This window comes from Candidatus Methanoperedens nitratireducens, assembly GCF_900196725.1.
GTDB lineage: Archaea > Halobacteriota > Methanosarcinia > Methanosarcinales > Methanoperedenaceae > Methanoperedens > Methanoperedens nitroreducens_A.
In genome coordinates, this window is sequence record NZ_FZMP01000009.1 from 18,608 (window position 1) to 35,957 (window position 17,350).

A 17,350-nucleotide genomic window follows, 5' to 3' on the forward strand; every position below is an offset into this window, starting at 1 on the left:
TAATTATGCGCCTATCAGACCCCTATACAATCCCCTATAAAGGCATTTATGCCGTAGCAGATGCGAAAAACGAACTTGTTGAGATAATGGAACATTCCAGTTGCTACGGCGGCTCTGCCTGGGCGCTGTACCATTATTCCAAGAGCCCGCTTGTCATCAAAAGCCGCTCTGTCGGAGATATGATGCGCTACCTCGTCAGGACGGGGAACTCGGATCTTCAACTTCAGTCCTCGGTTGCAGCTGCCGGCATTGAATCTGTCATTGTCAGTAACAAGGAGATAGAGATAACCTACAGCGGTCTCGGGGGCGGAGGCGTCGGCGCAACTACGTGCAGGGCTTATGCAAACGGTGTCCTGCGCTGCCGGATATCGGAATCAGGCGGCGGAAAGCGCGCAAGCGGAACAATAGTTGTGCCGAGAAGGGAAAGGGTGCTGATAGGCATTGATAACACCGACTCAAAAGAGGTGGGTGCGACATGGACTCTGGCACATAATATCGCGGCAGCGGTCGATTCGCTCGAACACAGGTACATCTCCCATACCCTTGTCCAGCTTTTTCCCGTGCCTGACAAGACCCAGAACTGCGTTGCGACCGTGCTTGAATTCGCGTGTATTGAAGGCGCGAAGAAAGGGTTGCTTGAAGGAATTAAAGAAGGGCTTATGGAATACAGCGTGTCCGGCGAAACGGGCATGGTCGCATTGTCGGATTTTGATGCCGCCTCTCTCATGGAATACAGCCGGCTTTGCAGGAGCAGGATGATAACAAAAGAGCTGACGTTAAAAACTGCGAAAGAGAACGGGGTAAAGATATGCATCGGTGGAAAAGGCATCATAGGCGCTCTTGCAGCACTTCCCTGGTTTTCGCGCAATAATGAATCGGTGACGCTATGACCGGAACGGATGCTGCCGTTCATGCGCTTCTTGACAGCGGCGTAAAAATAGTGACAGGCGTTCCGGGCTATCCGGTAACCGGGCTCATGGAAGCTCTTGGGAAGAAAATAAGGCACGAATGGTCTGTCAATGAAAAAGTCGCACTTGAGCTAATGCTTGGCTCATCCGTATGCGGGGAACGCAGCGCTGTGATAACAAAGCATGTGGGGATGAACATACTTGCTGACCCTCTGGTAACGTCTGCGACCCATACGATAGGCGCAGGCGTGGTGATATTTGCAGGGGATGATCCCGGTGTGCAGAAATCCCAGAACGAGCAGGACTCGCGGTTCTACGGTCTTATTGCAGAGGTTCCTGTATTTGATCCCTCGACGCCTGAAGCTCTTTACCTCAGCATCAGGGAAGCGTTCGGATTATCGGAAAGAGTAAGCACACCCGTAATAATCAGGCTTACAGATAGACTTCTTAAAAGCGAGGGGAACATCAACAGGATAAATGAACCTGATCACAAACCGCCATCGTTCGATAAAAAAATATGGCATATTACTATGCTCGGCAAGCACCAGCGCTTTCACGGCGCGTCGTTTCCTGAAATGTGCAGATATGCAGAGAGCTGTCAATTGAACGTATATAAAAAAAGAGGGACGGTAGGAATAATATCCTCAGGCTTCCCGTCATCGCTGGTAGAATCCGTAATCCCTGAAAACGTCTCGCACCTTTCTCTTGGGATCGTTAATCCCCTGCCCCTGGATATGGTCAAACGCTTCCTGGATGAGCATGAGCATGTACTGGTTGTGGAAGAAACCGAGCCTGTTATAGAAAAACAGCTACCGGGGAAAGCGCTTGGAAAACTTACAGGTCATATGCCTTACGGGCTTGTTGAAATCAGGGATATACAAAAAGCGATCGAGAATATCCATAAGGATAAAGCAGCGTATAATATCACGCCGCAGACTGTCGAGGAAAGGGGGGAGCGCCCTGTATGCGAGGACTGCCCGTATATCCCCCTGTACAACGCGGTAAAAGAATTGGATGTGCCTGTTGCAGGCGACCTCGGATGCGCCATACTGACCTCACAGCCGCATTTTTCCCTTCTTGATGCGGCGTTCTCCCTGGGTTCAGCCATCGGTACCGCCTGCGGATTTAACAGGAAGGGGATTGCGATAATCGGCGATTTCGGTCTTGCGCATTCGGGGATGGCGGGGCTTATCAATGCAGTCCATAATGAACATGAAGTGGTGGTGGTAGTACTGCAGAACGAGATTGCAGCTATGACGGGAGGGCAGAAGGTTCCTGATCTGACGGGGTTGGTTGAATCTTGTGTTCAGGATACGGAGATAATAGACCCGCAGGCGGATGTTGATATTAAGGTTTTACTTGAGGAAAAGCTCAAAAAGAAGGGGATTTCGGTGATCCTGGCGCGGGCGAGGTGTCCGAGGTATTGAGTAGTTTATAATGTAGTAATGGAAGTCACTATACCCCGTACTTGAAGGGTACGGGGGTTAATAGCGTTTTCCATATCAAACAATCGATAAACAATATTATATAAATCGTGCACAAAAGTTATTTGATAAAATAGCTCCTCTATATCCATACAAAGGTGACCATAGTGGGTGAACAGAAAATAAAACTCTTCGGCATCTCAGGCAGTCCGAGAAAAGCATCAACGGATTACATCGTGAGAGAAGCGCTGAGGTACGCCAGCGAAAAATATCCCGCAGAAACCGAATACTTCTCAGCCCAGGGTAAAAAACTCAACTTCTGCATCCACTGCGACTACTGCATACGGGAAAAGAAAGGCTGCATCCATAACGACGATATGGCGCCAGTCTACGAAAAGCTGAAATGGGCAGACGCGCTCATAATCGGCACGCCTGTTTACCAGGGAATGGTGAGCGGGCAGACCAAGGTCATCATGGACAGGTGCAGAGCAATAGCAGCGCATGACCTGCACTTCATCCGGAACAAACCCGGCGCCGCACTCGCAGTAGGGGGCGACCGCATAGGAGGACAGGAGCCATCGATACAGGCGATACTGAACTTTTACGTCATAAACGAAGCAATTCCCATCGGTGGCGGCTCATTCGGCGCGAACCTGGGCGGTACTCTGTGGTCAAAGGACAGGGGCGCAGAGGGCGCAAAAGAGGATGAGGAAGGCTTAAAAAGCATGCGCAAGACGGTGAACAGGCTGATGAACATGGCTTTAATGATCAAAGAGAATAGATTGGTATAATGGCGGAATGGTGAATAAATGACTCTAAGGATAGCATGGGGAATCACAGGCTGCGGCGACTACCTTAAAGAAAGCGTCGATATAATGAAAGAACTCACAAAGGAACATAACCTGGAAGTCAGGGTGTATCTTTCGCAGGCAGGCGAAACAGTGGTAAAATGGTACAAGCTCTTCAACGAGCTAAAATCCGGCTTCCCCAGGACTTTTGTTGAGAAATCCCCGAATATCCCGTTCTTAGTGGGGGATTTGCAGCTTGGTAAATACGATTTTCTACTTATTATGCCATCCACCTCAAATACCGTCGGGAAAATCGCGGCAGGCATATCCGATACCCTGCTCTCTAATGCGGCAGCGCAGGCTATGAAAGGAAAAGTGCCGGTATATATTTTCCCCGCCGACCAGAAAAGAGGCGAGATCACCACGGAGCTGCCCGGTGGAAAAACGCTCACCCTCACAATGCGGGATGTTGATATAGAAGCTGTTGATAAACTCAGGAAAATGCCGGGGATAACCGTGATTGGACAGCCTGATGAGATAAGGGATATCGTTAAGAAGCATCTTGAAGGCAGGAAGTAATTCAGGGTGTTTACCGAACGCAACAGAACGGAACAGAGGCTGAAGCTTCTCTCTGAAGCAGTTGAGGAAGCTGCTGATGGAATCCAGATTATCGGTCTTGATGGGCGTATTATTTTCTCTAACAGGGCAGTAGAGACGATATACGGCTTTTCACCTGAAGAATTAAAGGGAAAGCATGTCGATGAGATGAATGCAGACCCGACGTTTGCAAGTTCAGTAATACTTCCAAGTCTAAAAGAGACCGGACGGTGGGTTGGGGAACTGATGGTCAAGCATAAGAGCGGAAGGATATTTCCCATTTTATTAACTACTTCTATGGTTAAAGATAGTAAAGGCGAGCCGATAGCCATGGTAGGTATTATCCATGATATCACAGAGCGCAAAAGGATTGAGGAGGAACTGCGAAGAAGTATTCGCCAGCTAAATGCTATTCTTACTAATATACCTGATATCGCCTGGTTGAAAGATAAAGAGAGCAGATTTATAGCAGTAAATAAGCCGTTTGCAGATACAGCCGGAGTAAGACCTAAGGATTTAGTCGGCAGAACGGATTTTGATATTTGGCCGAAGGAGTTGGCGGAGAATTATAGGGCTGATGACTGGGAGGTTATGGCAACCGGCAGGCGTAAACAGGTTGTAGAACCTCTGGTAGATAAAGAGGGTAAGAAGACGTGGATAGAGACAATCAAAACACCGATTTATGATGACAGGGGTAATATCATAGGTACGACCGGGATTGCACGTGATGTGACCGAACGCAAGCGGATAGAGGAAGAGCGCGAGAAGTGGACTGCTGAGTTAGCCCGCTCGAATGCCGAACTTGAGCAGTTCGCCTATATTGCCTCCCATGACCTTCAGGAGCCGCTGCGCATGGTATCGGGCTTTACTCAACTGCTGGCAAGAAGATACAAAGGCAAGCTGGATAAAAATGCTGATGAGTTCATTGCTTATATTATAGATGGAACTACAAGAATGCAGAGAATGATCGAGGACCTGCTTGCATACTCTCGGGTCGGTACACGCGGTAAACCATTTGAACCTGCAGATATGGAGGTAGTACTTAACCAGGCAATTACCAACCTTAAAATAGCTATTGAGGAGAATAAAGCTGTATTGACTCATGATCCTCTGCCTGCTGTAATGGCCGATATTTCGCAAATGGTTCAGTTGTTCCAGAATCTTATCAGTAATGCCATTAAGTTCAGAGGAGAGCAGCCGCCGCGTATCCATATCTCGGCACAGAGAGAAGGAGACGATTGGGTTATCTCTGTGAAAGATAATGGAATAGGCATATCCTCCGGGTTCATGGGTCATCTTTTCCAGATATTCCAGCGTGAGCATACCACAAGTAAATACCCGGGCACAGGCATAGGTCTTGCAATTTGCAAGAGGATCGTAGAACGCCACGGCGGCAGGATTTGGGCTAAATCCGTACATGGTAGAGGTTCGATCTTCTACTTCACAATACCTGCGAGAAAAGAGAATCGGTGAATAAGGACTGCAAAGTTGGATAGCCCGGTACCGCTTCAAAATTGAGATGAGGTCTTCTGGAAGGCGCGCCAGCAGCGATTGCCCCGGTTTGATATGCGTGCCTGATATGATGGTGAGCTTCATATGACCCTTTCCAATGATTATTACGATAACGATTATTTATGACATATATCCGTTAAGTTAATATAAGACCTGTCTCATTTCAATTAGACAAATATATAATGTAAATTGAAACTCAGTTAATATAAATCGAGTCCAGATGAGAGCGTCCTGAATAAACCTGTGTTTGAATGCGAAGGTGGAATGGGAGGAATGGAAAGCATTTAAACCGCGTTTAAATATGAAAATGATAGGATAAATCGTAGCTGATTCCATGTGGTAAAAACGATGATAGATAAAGATAAAACTAAAGAGCAGCTTGAGAAGGAGAAAGCCAGAACTGAAGCGATTATTGCAGCCATAGGTGATGGTATAATCATTCAGGATGCTGATTTTAAGATCATATACCAGAACCGGGTCCAGAACGAATTATGCGGAGACCGCATTGGTGAGTTCTGCTACAAAGTGTATGAAGGCAGGGATTCTATCTGCGAAGGTTGTCCTGTTGAATTATCTTTCAGGGATGGGAAGGTTCACAGGGCAGAAAGAAGTTTAACTACTGAGAGCGGGGTAACATACTTTGAACTTACTGGATCGCCTCTGCGGGATACTGAAGGGAAAATCATTGCAGGAGTCGAGGTTATCAGAGATATTACCGAGCGCAAGCGGATCGAGGCGGAATTGCTGAAAAGTTATCGCCAGCAAAATGCGATCCTTAATAATATTCCCGATATCGCATGGTTAAAAGACAAAGAGAGCAGGTTCATAGCAGTAAATAGACCATTTGCAGATGCATGCGGTATGAACCCTGAGGAACTGGTCGGCAGGACAGATCTGGATATCTGGCAGCAGGAGCTTGCGCAAAGATACAGGGCTGACGATATGGAGGTGATAGCAACAGGCAGGCGAAAACAGGTTGAAGAGCCGATGGTAGATAACGAAGGCAAAAAAACATGGATAGAGACCATCAAAACACCGATATACGATAATAAAGGCGAAGTTATAGGTACGACCGGAGTTGCCCGTGATATCACAGAGCGCAAACTGATTGAAGAAAAGCTGCAAAGGGCACACAATGAATTGGAAATACGGGTCCGGGAACGGACCGCAGAGCTGGAAGAGGTCAATAAAGCAATTCAAGAGTGGACTTCCGAGCTTGAAAAAGCCAATGAAGCATTGCTGGAGAACGAAGCGAGGTACAGGGAACTTGCAGAAAGCGTTGGCGAAGTCTTTTATGCGCTGGACAGAGACTTAAGATATACTTACTGGAATAATGCATCCGAAGCTCTTACAGGGATATCAGCAAAAGATGCTGTTGGAAAATCTCTCTTTGAGCTTTTCCCTGAACTGAGGGGGTCAAAAGCTGAGAAGCTATATAAAGAAGTATTAAAAACACAGCAACCCCAGCATTTTGTGAATAAGTACCGGGCAGGGAACAAGAATCTTTTTTTTGAGATCAATGCTTACCCCTCCAAGTTCGGTATCTCCATAATAGCCAAAGATATCACAGAGCGCAGGCGGGCGGAAGAGACAATACAGGAGCAGGCAGCCCTTCTTGATAAAGCGCACGATGCTATTGCAGTTTATGATATGGAACACCGCCTCATCTACTGGAATAAAGGTGCACAGCGCCTGTATGGCTGGACAGCAGAAGAAGTTACAGGCAAGAGCCATAATGAGTTTCTATATATGGAAGATTCACCACAGTTCATCGAAGCCAAAAAGAGGGTCGTAGAAGAGGGTGAGTGGACTGGCGAGCTTCACCATGTGACGAAAGAAGGTAAGGAGATCATTGTTGAAAGCCGCTGGACCCTGGTGCACGATAGCAAGGGAAAACCGAAATCAATACTTGCCATTAACACGGACATAACGGCGAAGAAAAATCTGGAAACACAGTTGCTGCGTGCACAGAGGCTGGAGAGCATAGGCACGCTTGCCAGCGGCATAACGCACGATATCAACAATGTGCTGTCACCTATAATGATGTCTTTGCAATTACTACAGGAAAAATTCCCGGATGACGAAAGCCGCAAATTACTTGATATACTCGAGAGAAGTACCCAGCGCGGAGCTGATCTGGTAAAGCAGGTCCAGTCGTTTGCGCGAGGTGTAAAGGGTGAACGCATAGCTCTTCAGGTAACAAGTATCATGTCTGAAATAAGACAGATCATAAAAGAGACATTTCCAAAATCCATCGAAGTCAGAACTGATGTACCCGGAGATCTCTGGACGATATCGGGAGATGCCACACAACTGCACCAGGTCATGATGAACCTATGTGTGAACGCCCGCGACGCGATGCCTGGTGGTGGAATCATTTGCATCTGCGCCGAAAATCTTTTCATCGATGAAAACTACGCCCGCATGAACATCGATGCAAAAATCGGTCGGTACGTAGTTATTACAGTCTCTGACACAGGCAGCGGCATTCCACATGAAATAATAGACAGGATTTTTGACCCGTTTTTCACGACAAAAGGGCAGGGCAAAGGCACAGGTCTTGGTCTTCCTACAGCCCTTGCGATCGTGAAAAGCCACGGCGGATTTATAAACGTGTATAGTGAGGTTAACAGGGGAACTACATTCAAGGTTTATTTACCTGCTGTTAAGGCGAACATAGCACAGGAAGTGGAAGAACATATTAAATTGCCAGCAGGGCAGGGGGAGTTGATACTGGTTGTCGATGATGAGACCCAGATTCGCGAGATTGCCAGTTTAACACTGGAGACACACGGATACGCAGTGCTCACGGCTAACGATGGGGCAGAGGCAATAGCAGTGTACAAGCAGAATAAAGATAAGATCAAGGTTGTTCTTATGGATATGATGATGCCCGTTATGGAGGGAGCGGCAAGCATCCGGGCTATCCGGAGAGTTAATCCTGAAGTTAAGATTATCGCATTCAGCGGGCTAACCGAGAGGAACAGGCTCGCAGGAGTTGCGATAAACCATATACATGCTTTTTTGTCAAAACCTTTCACATCGGAGAGATTATTGAAAACAATATACGAAGTTATAAGTGCTAAATAGAAGCTAATACGGGAAGGATAAACTGTAGCATCATCGGAGTTTCGATTTTAACCATTTCTCAATCACATCTTCCAGCTTAACGTCCACTTCCTCAATCCTGTACCTGGCTCTCACAACAGGCTTATTAAGCTTCAGCAGCCCTCCGAGGTCAATGGGAGTCCCTGCTATCACAGTATCGCAATCAACAGCGTTTATGGTCGTCTCCAGTTCCTCTATCTGTTCCGCGCCGTAACCCATGGCAGGCAGCACAGCGCCAAGATGCGGGAAATCCTCATAGACCTTAGATATCGAGCCCACTGCATGCGGGCGCGGGTCTATCACTTTTTTTGCCCCGTATTTTTTCGCAGCTATTGTCCCGGCGCCAAAAGCCATGCCGCCGTGGGTTAGGGTAGGTCCGTCTTCCACGACAAGGACACGCTTTCCTTTTATCAACCCTGGTTTATCGGCAGCGATTACAGACATGGCTTTTATGATCATTGCCCTGTTGTTAATAGACCTGACATTATTGATGACGAGTTCCACGTCCTCTTTTCTTGCTGAATCAACCTTGTTCACGATTATGATGTCCGCAAGCATCACATTCACTTCCCCGGGATAATAGGTAAGCTCATGCCCGGGCCTGTGCGGGTCAGCAATAACTATATGCAGGTCAGGCTTATAGAACGGGATATCGTTGTTTCCGCCATCCCAGATGATTATATCCGCCTCTTTTTCCGCCGAACTCAGGATTTTTGCAAAATCAACACCGCTGTAAACCACAGTTCCGCAGCAGATATACGGTTCATATTCTTCTCTCTCTTCGATAGTGCACTCATTAGTAACGCAATCTTTCATCGAGGAAAATCTTTCGCACTCCTGCTTCAATAAATCCCCGTAGGGCATGGGATGCCGCACTACGACGACTTTGAACCCTTTTTCCTTCAAAATATCTACCAGTTTTTGCGAGGTTGGGCTTTTACCAGAACCTGTCCTGACAGCGCATACAGAAATCACGGTTTTTTTTGACTTGAGCATGGTAGTTTCAGTTCCCATCAGCCGTAAATCCGCCCCGGACGCCAGGACCAATGAGGCTTTTTGCATAACAGACTGGTGCGATAGGTCAGAGTAAGCCAGGACAACCTGTTCTATATGGTGCTCTTTTATCAATCCCGGTAATTCTTCCTCCGGATAGATGGGGATACCTTTTTCGTACAGCGAGCCTGCCAGTTCCTTTGGGTAAGTGCGCCCCGCAATTCCCGGTATCTGCGCCGCTGTGAAAGCTACGACCTCGTAATCTGCATTATCCCTGAAAAAAACATTGAAATTATGGAAATCCCGTCCTGCCGCACCCATTATTAAGATTTTTGTTCTCATGGACTAACATCACGAATGAATGTATTAATTTTAGTACTATAAGAAGGTGATGCCAGAGCTATCGGGATTGCAGATGACGGTGAACTAAATTGCATGCTCATATAAATCATCATAATGATTATTATTATTGTGATAAGTATATATAGTATAAACGTACTATTCTTAATACCATAATCCTGAAAAACTCTTTTAAGGTGATGTTGATATGAATAAAAACAATTCTATACCATACTTGAACGGGATAAAACATTTTCTTATTTTTTGTATATCAGGCCTGATATTGCTTTTATCGGTATCAACGGCCTCGGCAATATACACGATACAGGAATTCGGAACTGACAGCTTCCGTTATCTGAACGGTACGAATATTACCGTGTCAGGAAAGTTAATGAACGACAGCGCGGGAGAGCCTGACGTCAATATAACTATAGGGATATATATAGATAGTACGCTGCAAGACTCTCTTAATACTATCACAGATTCAACCGGTGCCTTCTCCCAGATAATCCCTACCGGTGTTACAGGTAGATATTCCATCATAGCTTCAGCGCCGGATATTGGTCTTGTATCTCCGGAAGTCTATCTGCTCGTTTATGGTGAAGATGCTATCCAGTCAGTTGCGGCATCTTTTACAACGGGTACGATTTATCCTGTAACCCTGGATGACACAGGCTATGGAAGCATTCCTATCAACGGAACTCAATACAACTTTAATGTCTCATCGGGCGACACGGTCTCTGTGAACGATGGTGTAAATACAGTTGATAACCTTATGAAAAATTCCAGGGTAAAGCTTGGAAATGATACATATACCGTATTTTTTGTAAACAGGACAAGTGAAGTAATTATCCTTGCAAGAATAGTAAAGCCTGTATTCACAGGTTCGGAGGGTAACCGCAATTTGACTCTGCTTGCATTAAATGCCAGAGATATGCCCCTCTCAGGAAAATCCCTCTCAATTATAATAAGCAATAACAGCGGAACTATCGAAACCAGCAACTTAATTGCAACAGATGAATATGGCATAGCGATTTCAAATATCAGTATTCCGACCGTAAGCGGGATATATAAAATCCAGATACTGGAGAGCGATGAATCCCTTGGCACGATCACGTACAGTGTAAACCCGTACGATGTCGCAGGTGACGTGCTCTCCTCTGAATGGACGCAGCAGCATACCTTTGCAAGAGGCAAGGACGCCACGCTGTCTGTGAGCGTGAAGACGAACGAAGGAGCAATTATTAACGATACCCAGGCGAGCGTGAGCGCGAATGTGCGCGGTCCCGGCGGCTTCTCACGGCAGTACACATTATCGTTCGATAGCAATAGGTCCCTTTTCTATTATGTTCACCAGATCCCGGACGATGCAGCACGGGGCACCTACACAGTGGAGTATGTAACAAACATAAGCAGCCAGACATTAAGGAACTTCGCCAGTTTTGAAGTAAAGGGTTACAGCATTTTCCTGAAACCCATAGGCAATAAAGTCGCTGAACTTGAGGGTTTCTTCCCCGGAGAAGAGGGTTATATCCTGGTGAGCGGGACAGACCTGAGTACGGGTGAGACCGCAGATATTAACCTGTCAAGCGGAGGCAGTAACAGGAGCAACTTCACTTTAAGTATAAAAAATTCCGCTGGCAAAGATATTGCGGTATCATGGGGAGTTATGAGCCTGGATAACTTTTTCAACACTGCAGGGGTAGAGCCGTGGCTGCAGAATGAAATAAGGGCCAGGGCGCCAAACGCAAGCGTGATCAACCTCACCACACCAGGCGCGGTAGGCATATACGACGCCAGAGTAACAATAAACCTTAACGGCAACACCGAAGAAGCCTTCACGAGCCTGGGAATCCAGAATATCTTCCTTTATGCTTTCCCGGTGAGCAGTGATGGAAATCCTGCCATGAGCGTTTCTTCCCAGGAGAACATAACACTGCGCATCGAAGCGTTCAATCCCAGGACAATGAGCATAGAGACCAATATAACAAATGCAGGTATAGTAGAATCATTTGCCATGGATGCGGGAGAAATGGTGACCGACCGCATGTTGAATGCAACGGTTGTAACACTGCCTGACGGTTCAAAGGGTCTGAAGTTTTATAACAATGACTCTAATCTTGGTTTCCATATGGTGAAATTCTGGGCGAACGTTACTATGGGCGACGGCAATACCACCCAGGCGATAGGAACCGGTTTCTTTGATGTAAGGCTGTATTTCATATGGGCGAACCCGGCAACGGCTGGAACAGGTAATTTCATGACCTTCACATCAACCTCTAATATCTCGCTGAGCGTCCAGGTAATGAACACCGGATTCAGCCCGCAGAGAGGAAAACAGGTCAGTATAGATGAAGTGCGCCACGGTCGGACATGGGAGAAGATCGACTTTAACAAAAATTTAAATAATAACTGGACCGGGACAACAGATTCTAACGGAACAGTAACTCTTTCCTTCACACCCACCAGTCCCCTGAAATCTGGCTGGTATGATGTGAGAATAAAACTCACGACCCAGGATGCCTCAGGCAGCACGGTGACAGACTACGGCAGGGGCTGGTTCGAAATCAGGAACTTCATGTTCTGGGTATATCCCGATAGCTGGAACGTAAAGTCGGGAGCGGATATACCATTCATTGTACAGGCTGTAGATTCTGCGAATATGAGCCGTACCATCAATGCAACCGTACAGATTAAGAAAGTCACGGTAAGGACAGACTGGTCGCAGCCGCCAATTGAAGTGAGCGGGCCGCATACCCTGGATACAGCGACCATCGCCACCAATATGAGCCGGTCAGCCATGATAAATTATACCGGCGGAAAGACAACTAAATCGGGCATGTATGAGTTCGTGTTCGAGGCAACTTCAGGCGGTGCCATTGAGGAATCAAGCGCATGGCTGGAAATAAGACCGTTCGTTGCATGGGTTACACAGCCAGGTAACATGTGGAACAACAGGTTCGGGGTGAATAACACGATATACCTCATCGCGCACGCCGGCAATAGCTGGGGTGGAAGCCCTATCCGGCTGGATGCAAGCAGGACAAACATCACATCGGTCACCAAGATGGGCATGTTCGGAGGAAGCAGGTACAAGACCCAGTCAGAACTCAATATAACAAGCGTGACCCAGGATAACGATGGCAATGCAGTCAATATTACCCTTACCCTGACAGACTGGCAGGAAGGAAGCTACGACGTGGTGATAAATGCCGTCGATACCGAAGGCAAAGAGGTAGTAACCCACTTCTGGATAGAAGTTGAGGATGCTACTATCGGACTGCCCCAGCTCCATATGGTCGGTATTCCTGATGGCAGGATGTTTACCAATAAGGCATCTTTCAACCTTACCGATACTCCATCTGAGAAGACTTCTGACTCCTTTAATTATCCACAGCTCAACTACAGTGTAGCTTCCAACTCAAAGGTAGGGCATGATATAAGCTTCCTAAAAGACGACTGGGGCGGACCCGGCGGACAGCGCAGGTTCTGGGCGCTGGTGAACCTGACCGAGCCAAGAAGGCTATATGTGACCTACTATGACGCCAACTTTTCTAACACTACGGGCATCCCGGTTGGCGGATGGTTCAATGAAACAGACCAACAGGACAATATCATCAGGCGCTGGAACGTAACATCGATAAGCTCGGATGGCACGGTTAACCTGGAAGGCATAAATACGCTGAACAACGGCTATATCATTGATACGTCCATAAGCAAATCGGGCACATTCATTGTGGGTGACTTCTGGGATAGCGAATGGCTCAAAGTTGACCTTGACGGCGATGGGCAATACCAGAGAGACTGGATGAATCCCAACGATTTCAACAGCACTTACCGTATAGTTCTTGCCGACAATGCCACTCCGGGAATTTACGATACGGTGTTTGTGTCCAATGTTACCAGTAGAGGTACGAACTTCACTAAGAACGGGATAAACGCCAGCAACGGGGATCCGGTAGCCTTCGGAGGAAAGCCGGTTTACCTTGTCAGCCTGAAGAAAGAAGGTGAAAACTACAATGTAGCGTTCACCAGCTATACCACAGGCTTCGGAGGCATGTGGCTGGGCACATTTGAGAAGGGCAAGAACCTGACGGTGCCTTTCCTTGTCCAGTACCCGGGTACCACAGCAGGCATCAGCGATGCTAATGTGATAGTTGACAGGCTCACCTGGTACGGACCTAATCCAGATGTGACCCTGAATCCGGCCGCAAGTGCCACGACCGATGCCTACGGCCTTGCAAGGGTAACTATTAATACTACAAATATTCCCACAGGTCAATACCTCATCAGCTATAAGGTTACACTGCCGGATGGTAAAGAGAAGACCGCCACAGAGAAGTGGAGAATGCCCGGACTTGAGATCAGGAAATTCATAATAGAAGCGGATATCGGGAACATCGGAACTATATCCACTCACCTGATAACCAACGATAACGGTCTCACAGTGGCATACGGCACTGAGATCGAACCTAAAGGCGTGGCATCTGCATATCGGATAACTGGTCCGGACAGCACTGCCGTATTCAGGGTGGGCTGGCCGTTTGATATGGAGAATGATTATTACTACAACGCCTCGGACGGGAGGTACTATACAGGGTTTGACTGGGATTTGCAAAACACTACAGGCAGCCCGGTAAACAACAACAGCATCAACCTTACCAGGAACGGTGCGAATACAACGTATAACTTCACACAGTTCATCCGGGACGGTTCGGACAGCAATATTTCTATACCCATAGGCCAGACTATGGGGGGTGTCTATAACTACTGGAACATTACCGCTGCCAGCCCTACTCGATTAGAAATAGATTATCTGCTGGGAGACATGCCTCCACAGCCCTGGGACGTAGGAGTAGATAGCCAGATATTCTGGGGACCTGGTGAACTCAACATAAGAATAACAGCTAATGATGCAGGTGCGGTCAATTTCACATTGATGCAGCCCAAGATCGTGTATCAGGTCGAGAACCTGAACGTTCTGATGGACGGCGATACATCTAACGGTGAATGGGCGTCAGGCAGGGTAACAAAGGTATCCTATAAGGGATATGATGTGTACGGCTACGATGATAGGAATCAGACAGAGGTAGAGAAGCAACCCTCTGGCTGGAGCCCGACACTTGACCATGTACTTGTGGCAAACAGCGCATGGAACCGTACATACCCGATCGGTGAGAGAATACCTGAGCTTGATAACGAGTATGCCGGACTTGCAGCACGCTGGGGCGGCAAGATTCTCTTCATCAATGATAGCATAGGGATATATCCTTTCCAGGACTGGGCGCCGGATGGTGACTCCTATTATGTTGGCACATTTAACGAATCGGACGTGAATGTTGACCTGAACAACAACTTCGATGCTACGGACAACACTACATATTACATACGGCTGGAGGATAACAATCCGAACGGGGTGTTCAACGTGACCAGCGGTATGTTCGATGATGACAGGGACTTTACGCAGAGCTGGGGTGAATCCGGTTCGAGTGATCTGTATTCATCCGAGCAGGGAAGTACCGATATGATGGGCTGGAAATTCGATGAGAGATGGATAACTCTCGGGAGCATGTACGGCTGGCCCTTTGGCGTACCTGAGGTAAATTATAATGGCAACTTTGCCAACCTTACAACGTTCAGTCCGAGATGGGAACCCTTCGGACTGGATGATGAAGTTACAACGTACGTCAGCGCCAGGAGCTTCTCGAACCAGCCTGTAAACGGCAATATATCCCTGGACAAGCTCATAGTCCTGTTCAAGTCCAACCAGAGCGACGAAGGCATGATGATGGGAGGCACTTCTACTGAAGTTAAACCCGGAGATGGAGGAGGCGGATTCGGAGGAGCACCGCAGGTATATGATATCCCGGGCATGATTTCACCGATCACGGACGGCATAGGGATATGGAGCATCAACTATAGCGTACTATCGCCGGTGGTAGGAAGCTTTGACAGCGGCAACTTTGTCGCAAGGCTGAACATCACTGATAGTGACGGTAACTTCGAGACTGTTGAAAGGTCCTTCTTTATGCAGAACCAGACAGCCTTTGGATGCAAAGACCCTGCGCTGTGCGGCGGTGGCGGAGGCGACGGTGGAGGCGGGTTCAAATAGAACGGAGGCATAATAAAATGATAAAAAAAATCATACTGGGTATAATCGCGCTTATGGTACTGATCACGACTGCGGACGCTACTTCCTCGCTCACGCTGGGAAGCCCTAGCTACAGCTCAAGCGTGCTCAAGGATGATACATTTACAGTCTCAACCTCACTTGAGGCTGCAAGCGTATCTTCCACCATAACCGTTACCGTAACGCTCACAGACAATACCGGTGCACTTTCTATCACCAGTGCTCAGAAGACTCTTACATATACCACTGACGGGACGCAGAGTATCCAGTGGTCTGTGAGAGCGAACAACCCCGGTACGTATAGCAATCCTTTTACAATTACAGCTACGGCAACCGATGGCGGGACCGCAACAAAAACGGCTACGACATCCCTTTCTGTAAAGGACAGGCCGGTACTGGAAGTAAATGTTTCCCAGGATGCCACCACGGTATCCTCAGGCGGCTCTGTGAGACTGGACTACTTAATTAAAAATATAGCATCTGCAGGAGCGGCAAGTGCTACCAACATAAACGCCTCTATAACTGTGCCGTCCGGGTGGACACTGGCTACCCCGGACAAGTATAACATCAATTCTCTTGCTGCAGGAGCGCAGAGTTCCGGCTATTTTACAGTTAGTGCCACATCTTCCTCGACATCAACCACATTTAACCTTGCTGTCACTTCTGCTGAAGGTGACAGTATTTCCAAGAGCTGGAGCGTGACTGTTTCGTCCAATGGCGGCTCAAGCGGAAGCGGAGGAGGAGGCGGTGGCGGAGGGGGCGGCGGAGGAGCATCAGGTGAAAATTACACGAATATAGAGACTAAAGAATCCAGAGAGGAATTCATAAGCAAGGATATTCCGGTTACCTATAATTTTACCACTCCGGGACTTCCTGTGTACGGTATTGTGATTACAGGCAATACCAATGGCGGCTTAATTACAGCCCAGGTTGAACTCCTTAAAAATACATCCACCCTTGTAAAAGAAGCACCGCCTGGAACCGTTTATAAGAATGTTAATATCTGGGTCGGTTCATCGGGTTTCGCTACACCCAGGAACATAAAAGAAGCTGTCATTAAATTCAAGGTCGGGAATTCATGGATCACTTCTGGCGGCTTTAAGGATTCGGAAATAGTCATGCTGAGATGGGACGGGACACAATGGGTAAGACTGGAAACCCGACCGGGTAACAAGGATGATAATTTCACATACTATGAGGCAAAGACATATTCTTTCTCGCCTTTTGCAATAACCGGATTAAAGGGCGGGGTAGTAGTACCAACTGAAAACTCCGTAACCGGGACAACAGGAACACCTGCTGCGGCTAAAACTACAACTCCGGTACAAAAATCTGAAGGGAATACAAATAGCCTGATTGTAACAGCGATTATCCTGATAGTAATAATAGCAATACTTCTGGTATTGTACAGGCAAAAAAGAAGATGAGCAATCATCTTCTTTTTTTTATGTTAAACAAACTTTTTGTAAAGAATTTCTGTCTCAAAATCGCTTGCAGCAGAAAAGTGCACGGATGTCAGAGGATTTACAGAAATATAAACTGTTTTTATAT

At 47.3% G+C, this 17,350-nt stretch carries 9 protein-coding genes; 8 read left to right on the top strand and 1 reads right to left on the bottom strand.

Going from position 1 to position 17,350, the window contains the following annotated elements; genetic code table 11:
• Positions 1–5: 5 nt before the first annotated feature.
• The 6 genes from mmp11 to MNV_RS00955 all read left to right on the top strand — a co-directional run bounded on the left by mmp11 (position 6) and on the right by MNV_RS00955 (position 8,319).
• Positions 6–890, top strand: a complete 885-nt coding sequence (gene mmp11 / locus MNV_RS00930; RefSeq protein ID WP_096203493.1) for a methanogenesis marker protein 11 — start codon at positions 6–8, stop codon at positions 888–890.
• On the top strand, positions 887–2,335 hold the full coding sequence (locus MNV_RS00935; RefSeq protein WP_096203495.1) for a thiamine pyrophosphate-dependent enzyme: 1,449 nt from the start codon (positions 887–889) through the stop codon (positions 2,333–2,335). The genes mmp11 and MNV_RS00935 overlap by 4 nt, the downstream gene beginning before the upstream one ends.
• Positions 2,336–2,496: 161 nt before the next feature.
• A complete protein-coding gene (locus MNV_RS00940) occupies positions 2,497–3,123 on the top strand; it encodes a flavodoxin family protein (RefSeq protein WP_096203535.1) in 627 nt (208 codons plus the stop codon).
• A gap of 18 nt (positions 3,124–3,141) precedes the next feature.
• A complete protein-coding gene (afpA, locus tag MNV_RS00945) occupies positions 3,142–3,699 on the top strand; it encodes an archaeoflavoprotein AfpA (protein ID WP_096203497.1) in 558 nt (185 codons plus the stop codon).
• A gap of 6 nt (positions 3,700–3,705) precedes the next feature.
• A complete protein-coding gene (locus MNV_RS00950) occupies positions 3,706–5,190 on the top strand; it encodes a sensor histidine kinase (RefSeq protein WP_096203499.1) in 1,485 nt (494 codons plus the stop codon).
• Between the two features lie 387 nt (positions 5,191–5,577).
• Complete coding sequence (locus MNV_RS00955) at positions 5,578–8,319, top strand: hybrid sensor histidine kinase/response regulator (protein ID WP_096203501.1); 2,742 nt, start codon at positions 5,578–5,580, stop codon at positions 8,317–8,319.
• A gap of 30 nt (positions 8,320–8,349) precedes the next feature.
• Here MNV_RS00955 and MNV_RS00960 read toward each other — a convergent pair whose 3' ends face one another.
• Positions 8,350–9,672, bottom strand: coding sequence for a cyclic 2,3-diphosphoglycerate synthase (locus MNV_RS00960; protein WP_096203503.1), 1,323 nt, complete (start codon positions 9,670–9,672; stop codon positions 8,350–8,352).
• A 205-nt stretch (positions 9,673–9,877) separates the two neighbouring features.
• Between MNV_RS00960 and MNV_RS00965 the strand changes: the two genes are divergently transcribed.
• Positions 9,878–15,781, top strand: a complete 5,904-nt coding sequence (locus tag MNV_RS00965) for a hypothetical protein (RefSeq protein WP_096203505.1) — start codon at positions 9,878–9,880, stop codon at positions 15,779–15,781.
• A 17-nt stretch (positions 15,782–15,798) separates the two neighbouring features.
• Entirely contained in the window at positions 15,799–17,226 is a 1,428-nt protein-coding gene (locus tag MNV_RS00970; RefSeq protein WP_179293722.1) for a PGF-pre-PGF domain-containing protein, read from the top strand.
• The last annotated feature ends 124 nt before the right edge of the window (positions 17,227–17,350 follow it).

Bases quoted from the DNA above. Each gene is read 5' to 3' on its own strand.
- mmp11 (WP_096203493.1), top strand. From the start codon at position 6: ATGCGCCTATCAGACCCCTATACAATCCCCTATAAAGGCATTTATGCC.
- MNV_RS00935 (WP_096203495.1), top strand. From the start codon at position 887: ATGACCGGAACGGATGCTGCCGTTCATGCGCTTCTTGACAGCGGCGTA.
- afpA (WP_096203497.1), top strand. From the start codon at position 3,142: ATGACTCTAAGGATAGCATGGGGAATCACAGGCTGCGGCGACTACCTT.
- MNV_RS00955 (WP_096203501.1), top strand. From the start codon at position 5,578: ATGATAGATAAAGATAAAACTAAAGAGCAGCTTGAGAAGGAGAAAGCC.
- MNV_RS00960 (WP_096203503.1), bottom strand. From the start codon at position 9,672: ATGAGAACAAAAATCTTAATAATGGGTGCGGCAGGACGGGATTTCCAT.
- MNV_RS00965 (WP_096203505.1), top strand. From the start codon at position 9,878: ATGAATAAAAACAATTCTATACCATACTTGAACGGGATAAAACATTTT.
- MNV_RS00970 (WP_179293722.1), top strand. From the start codon at position 15,799: ATGATAAAAAAAATCATACTGGGTATAATCGCGCTTATGGTACTGATC.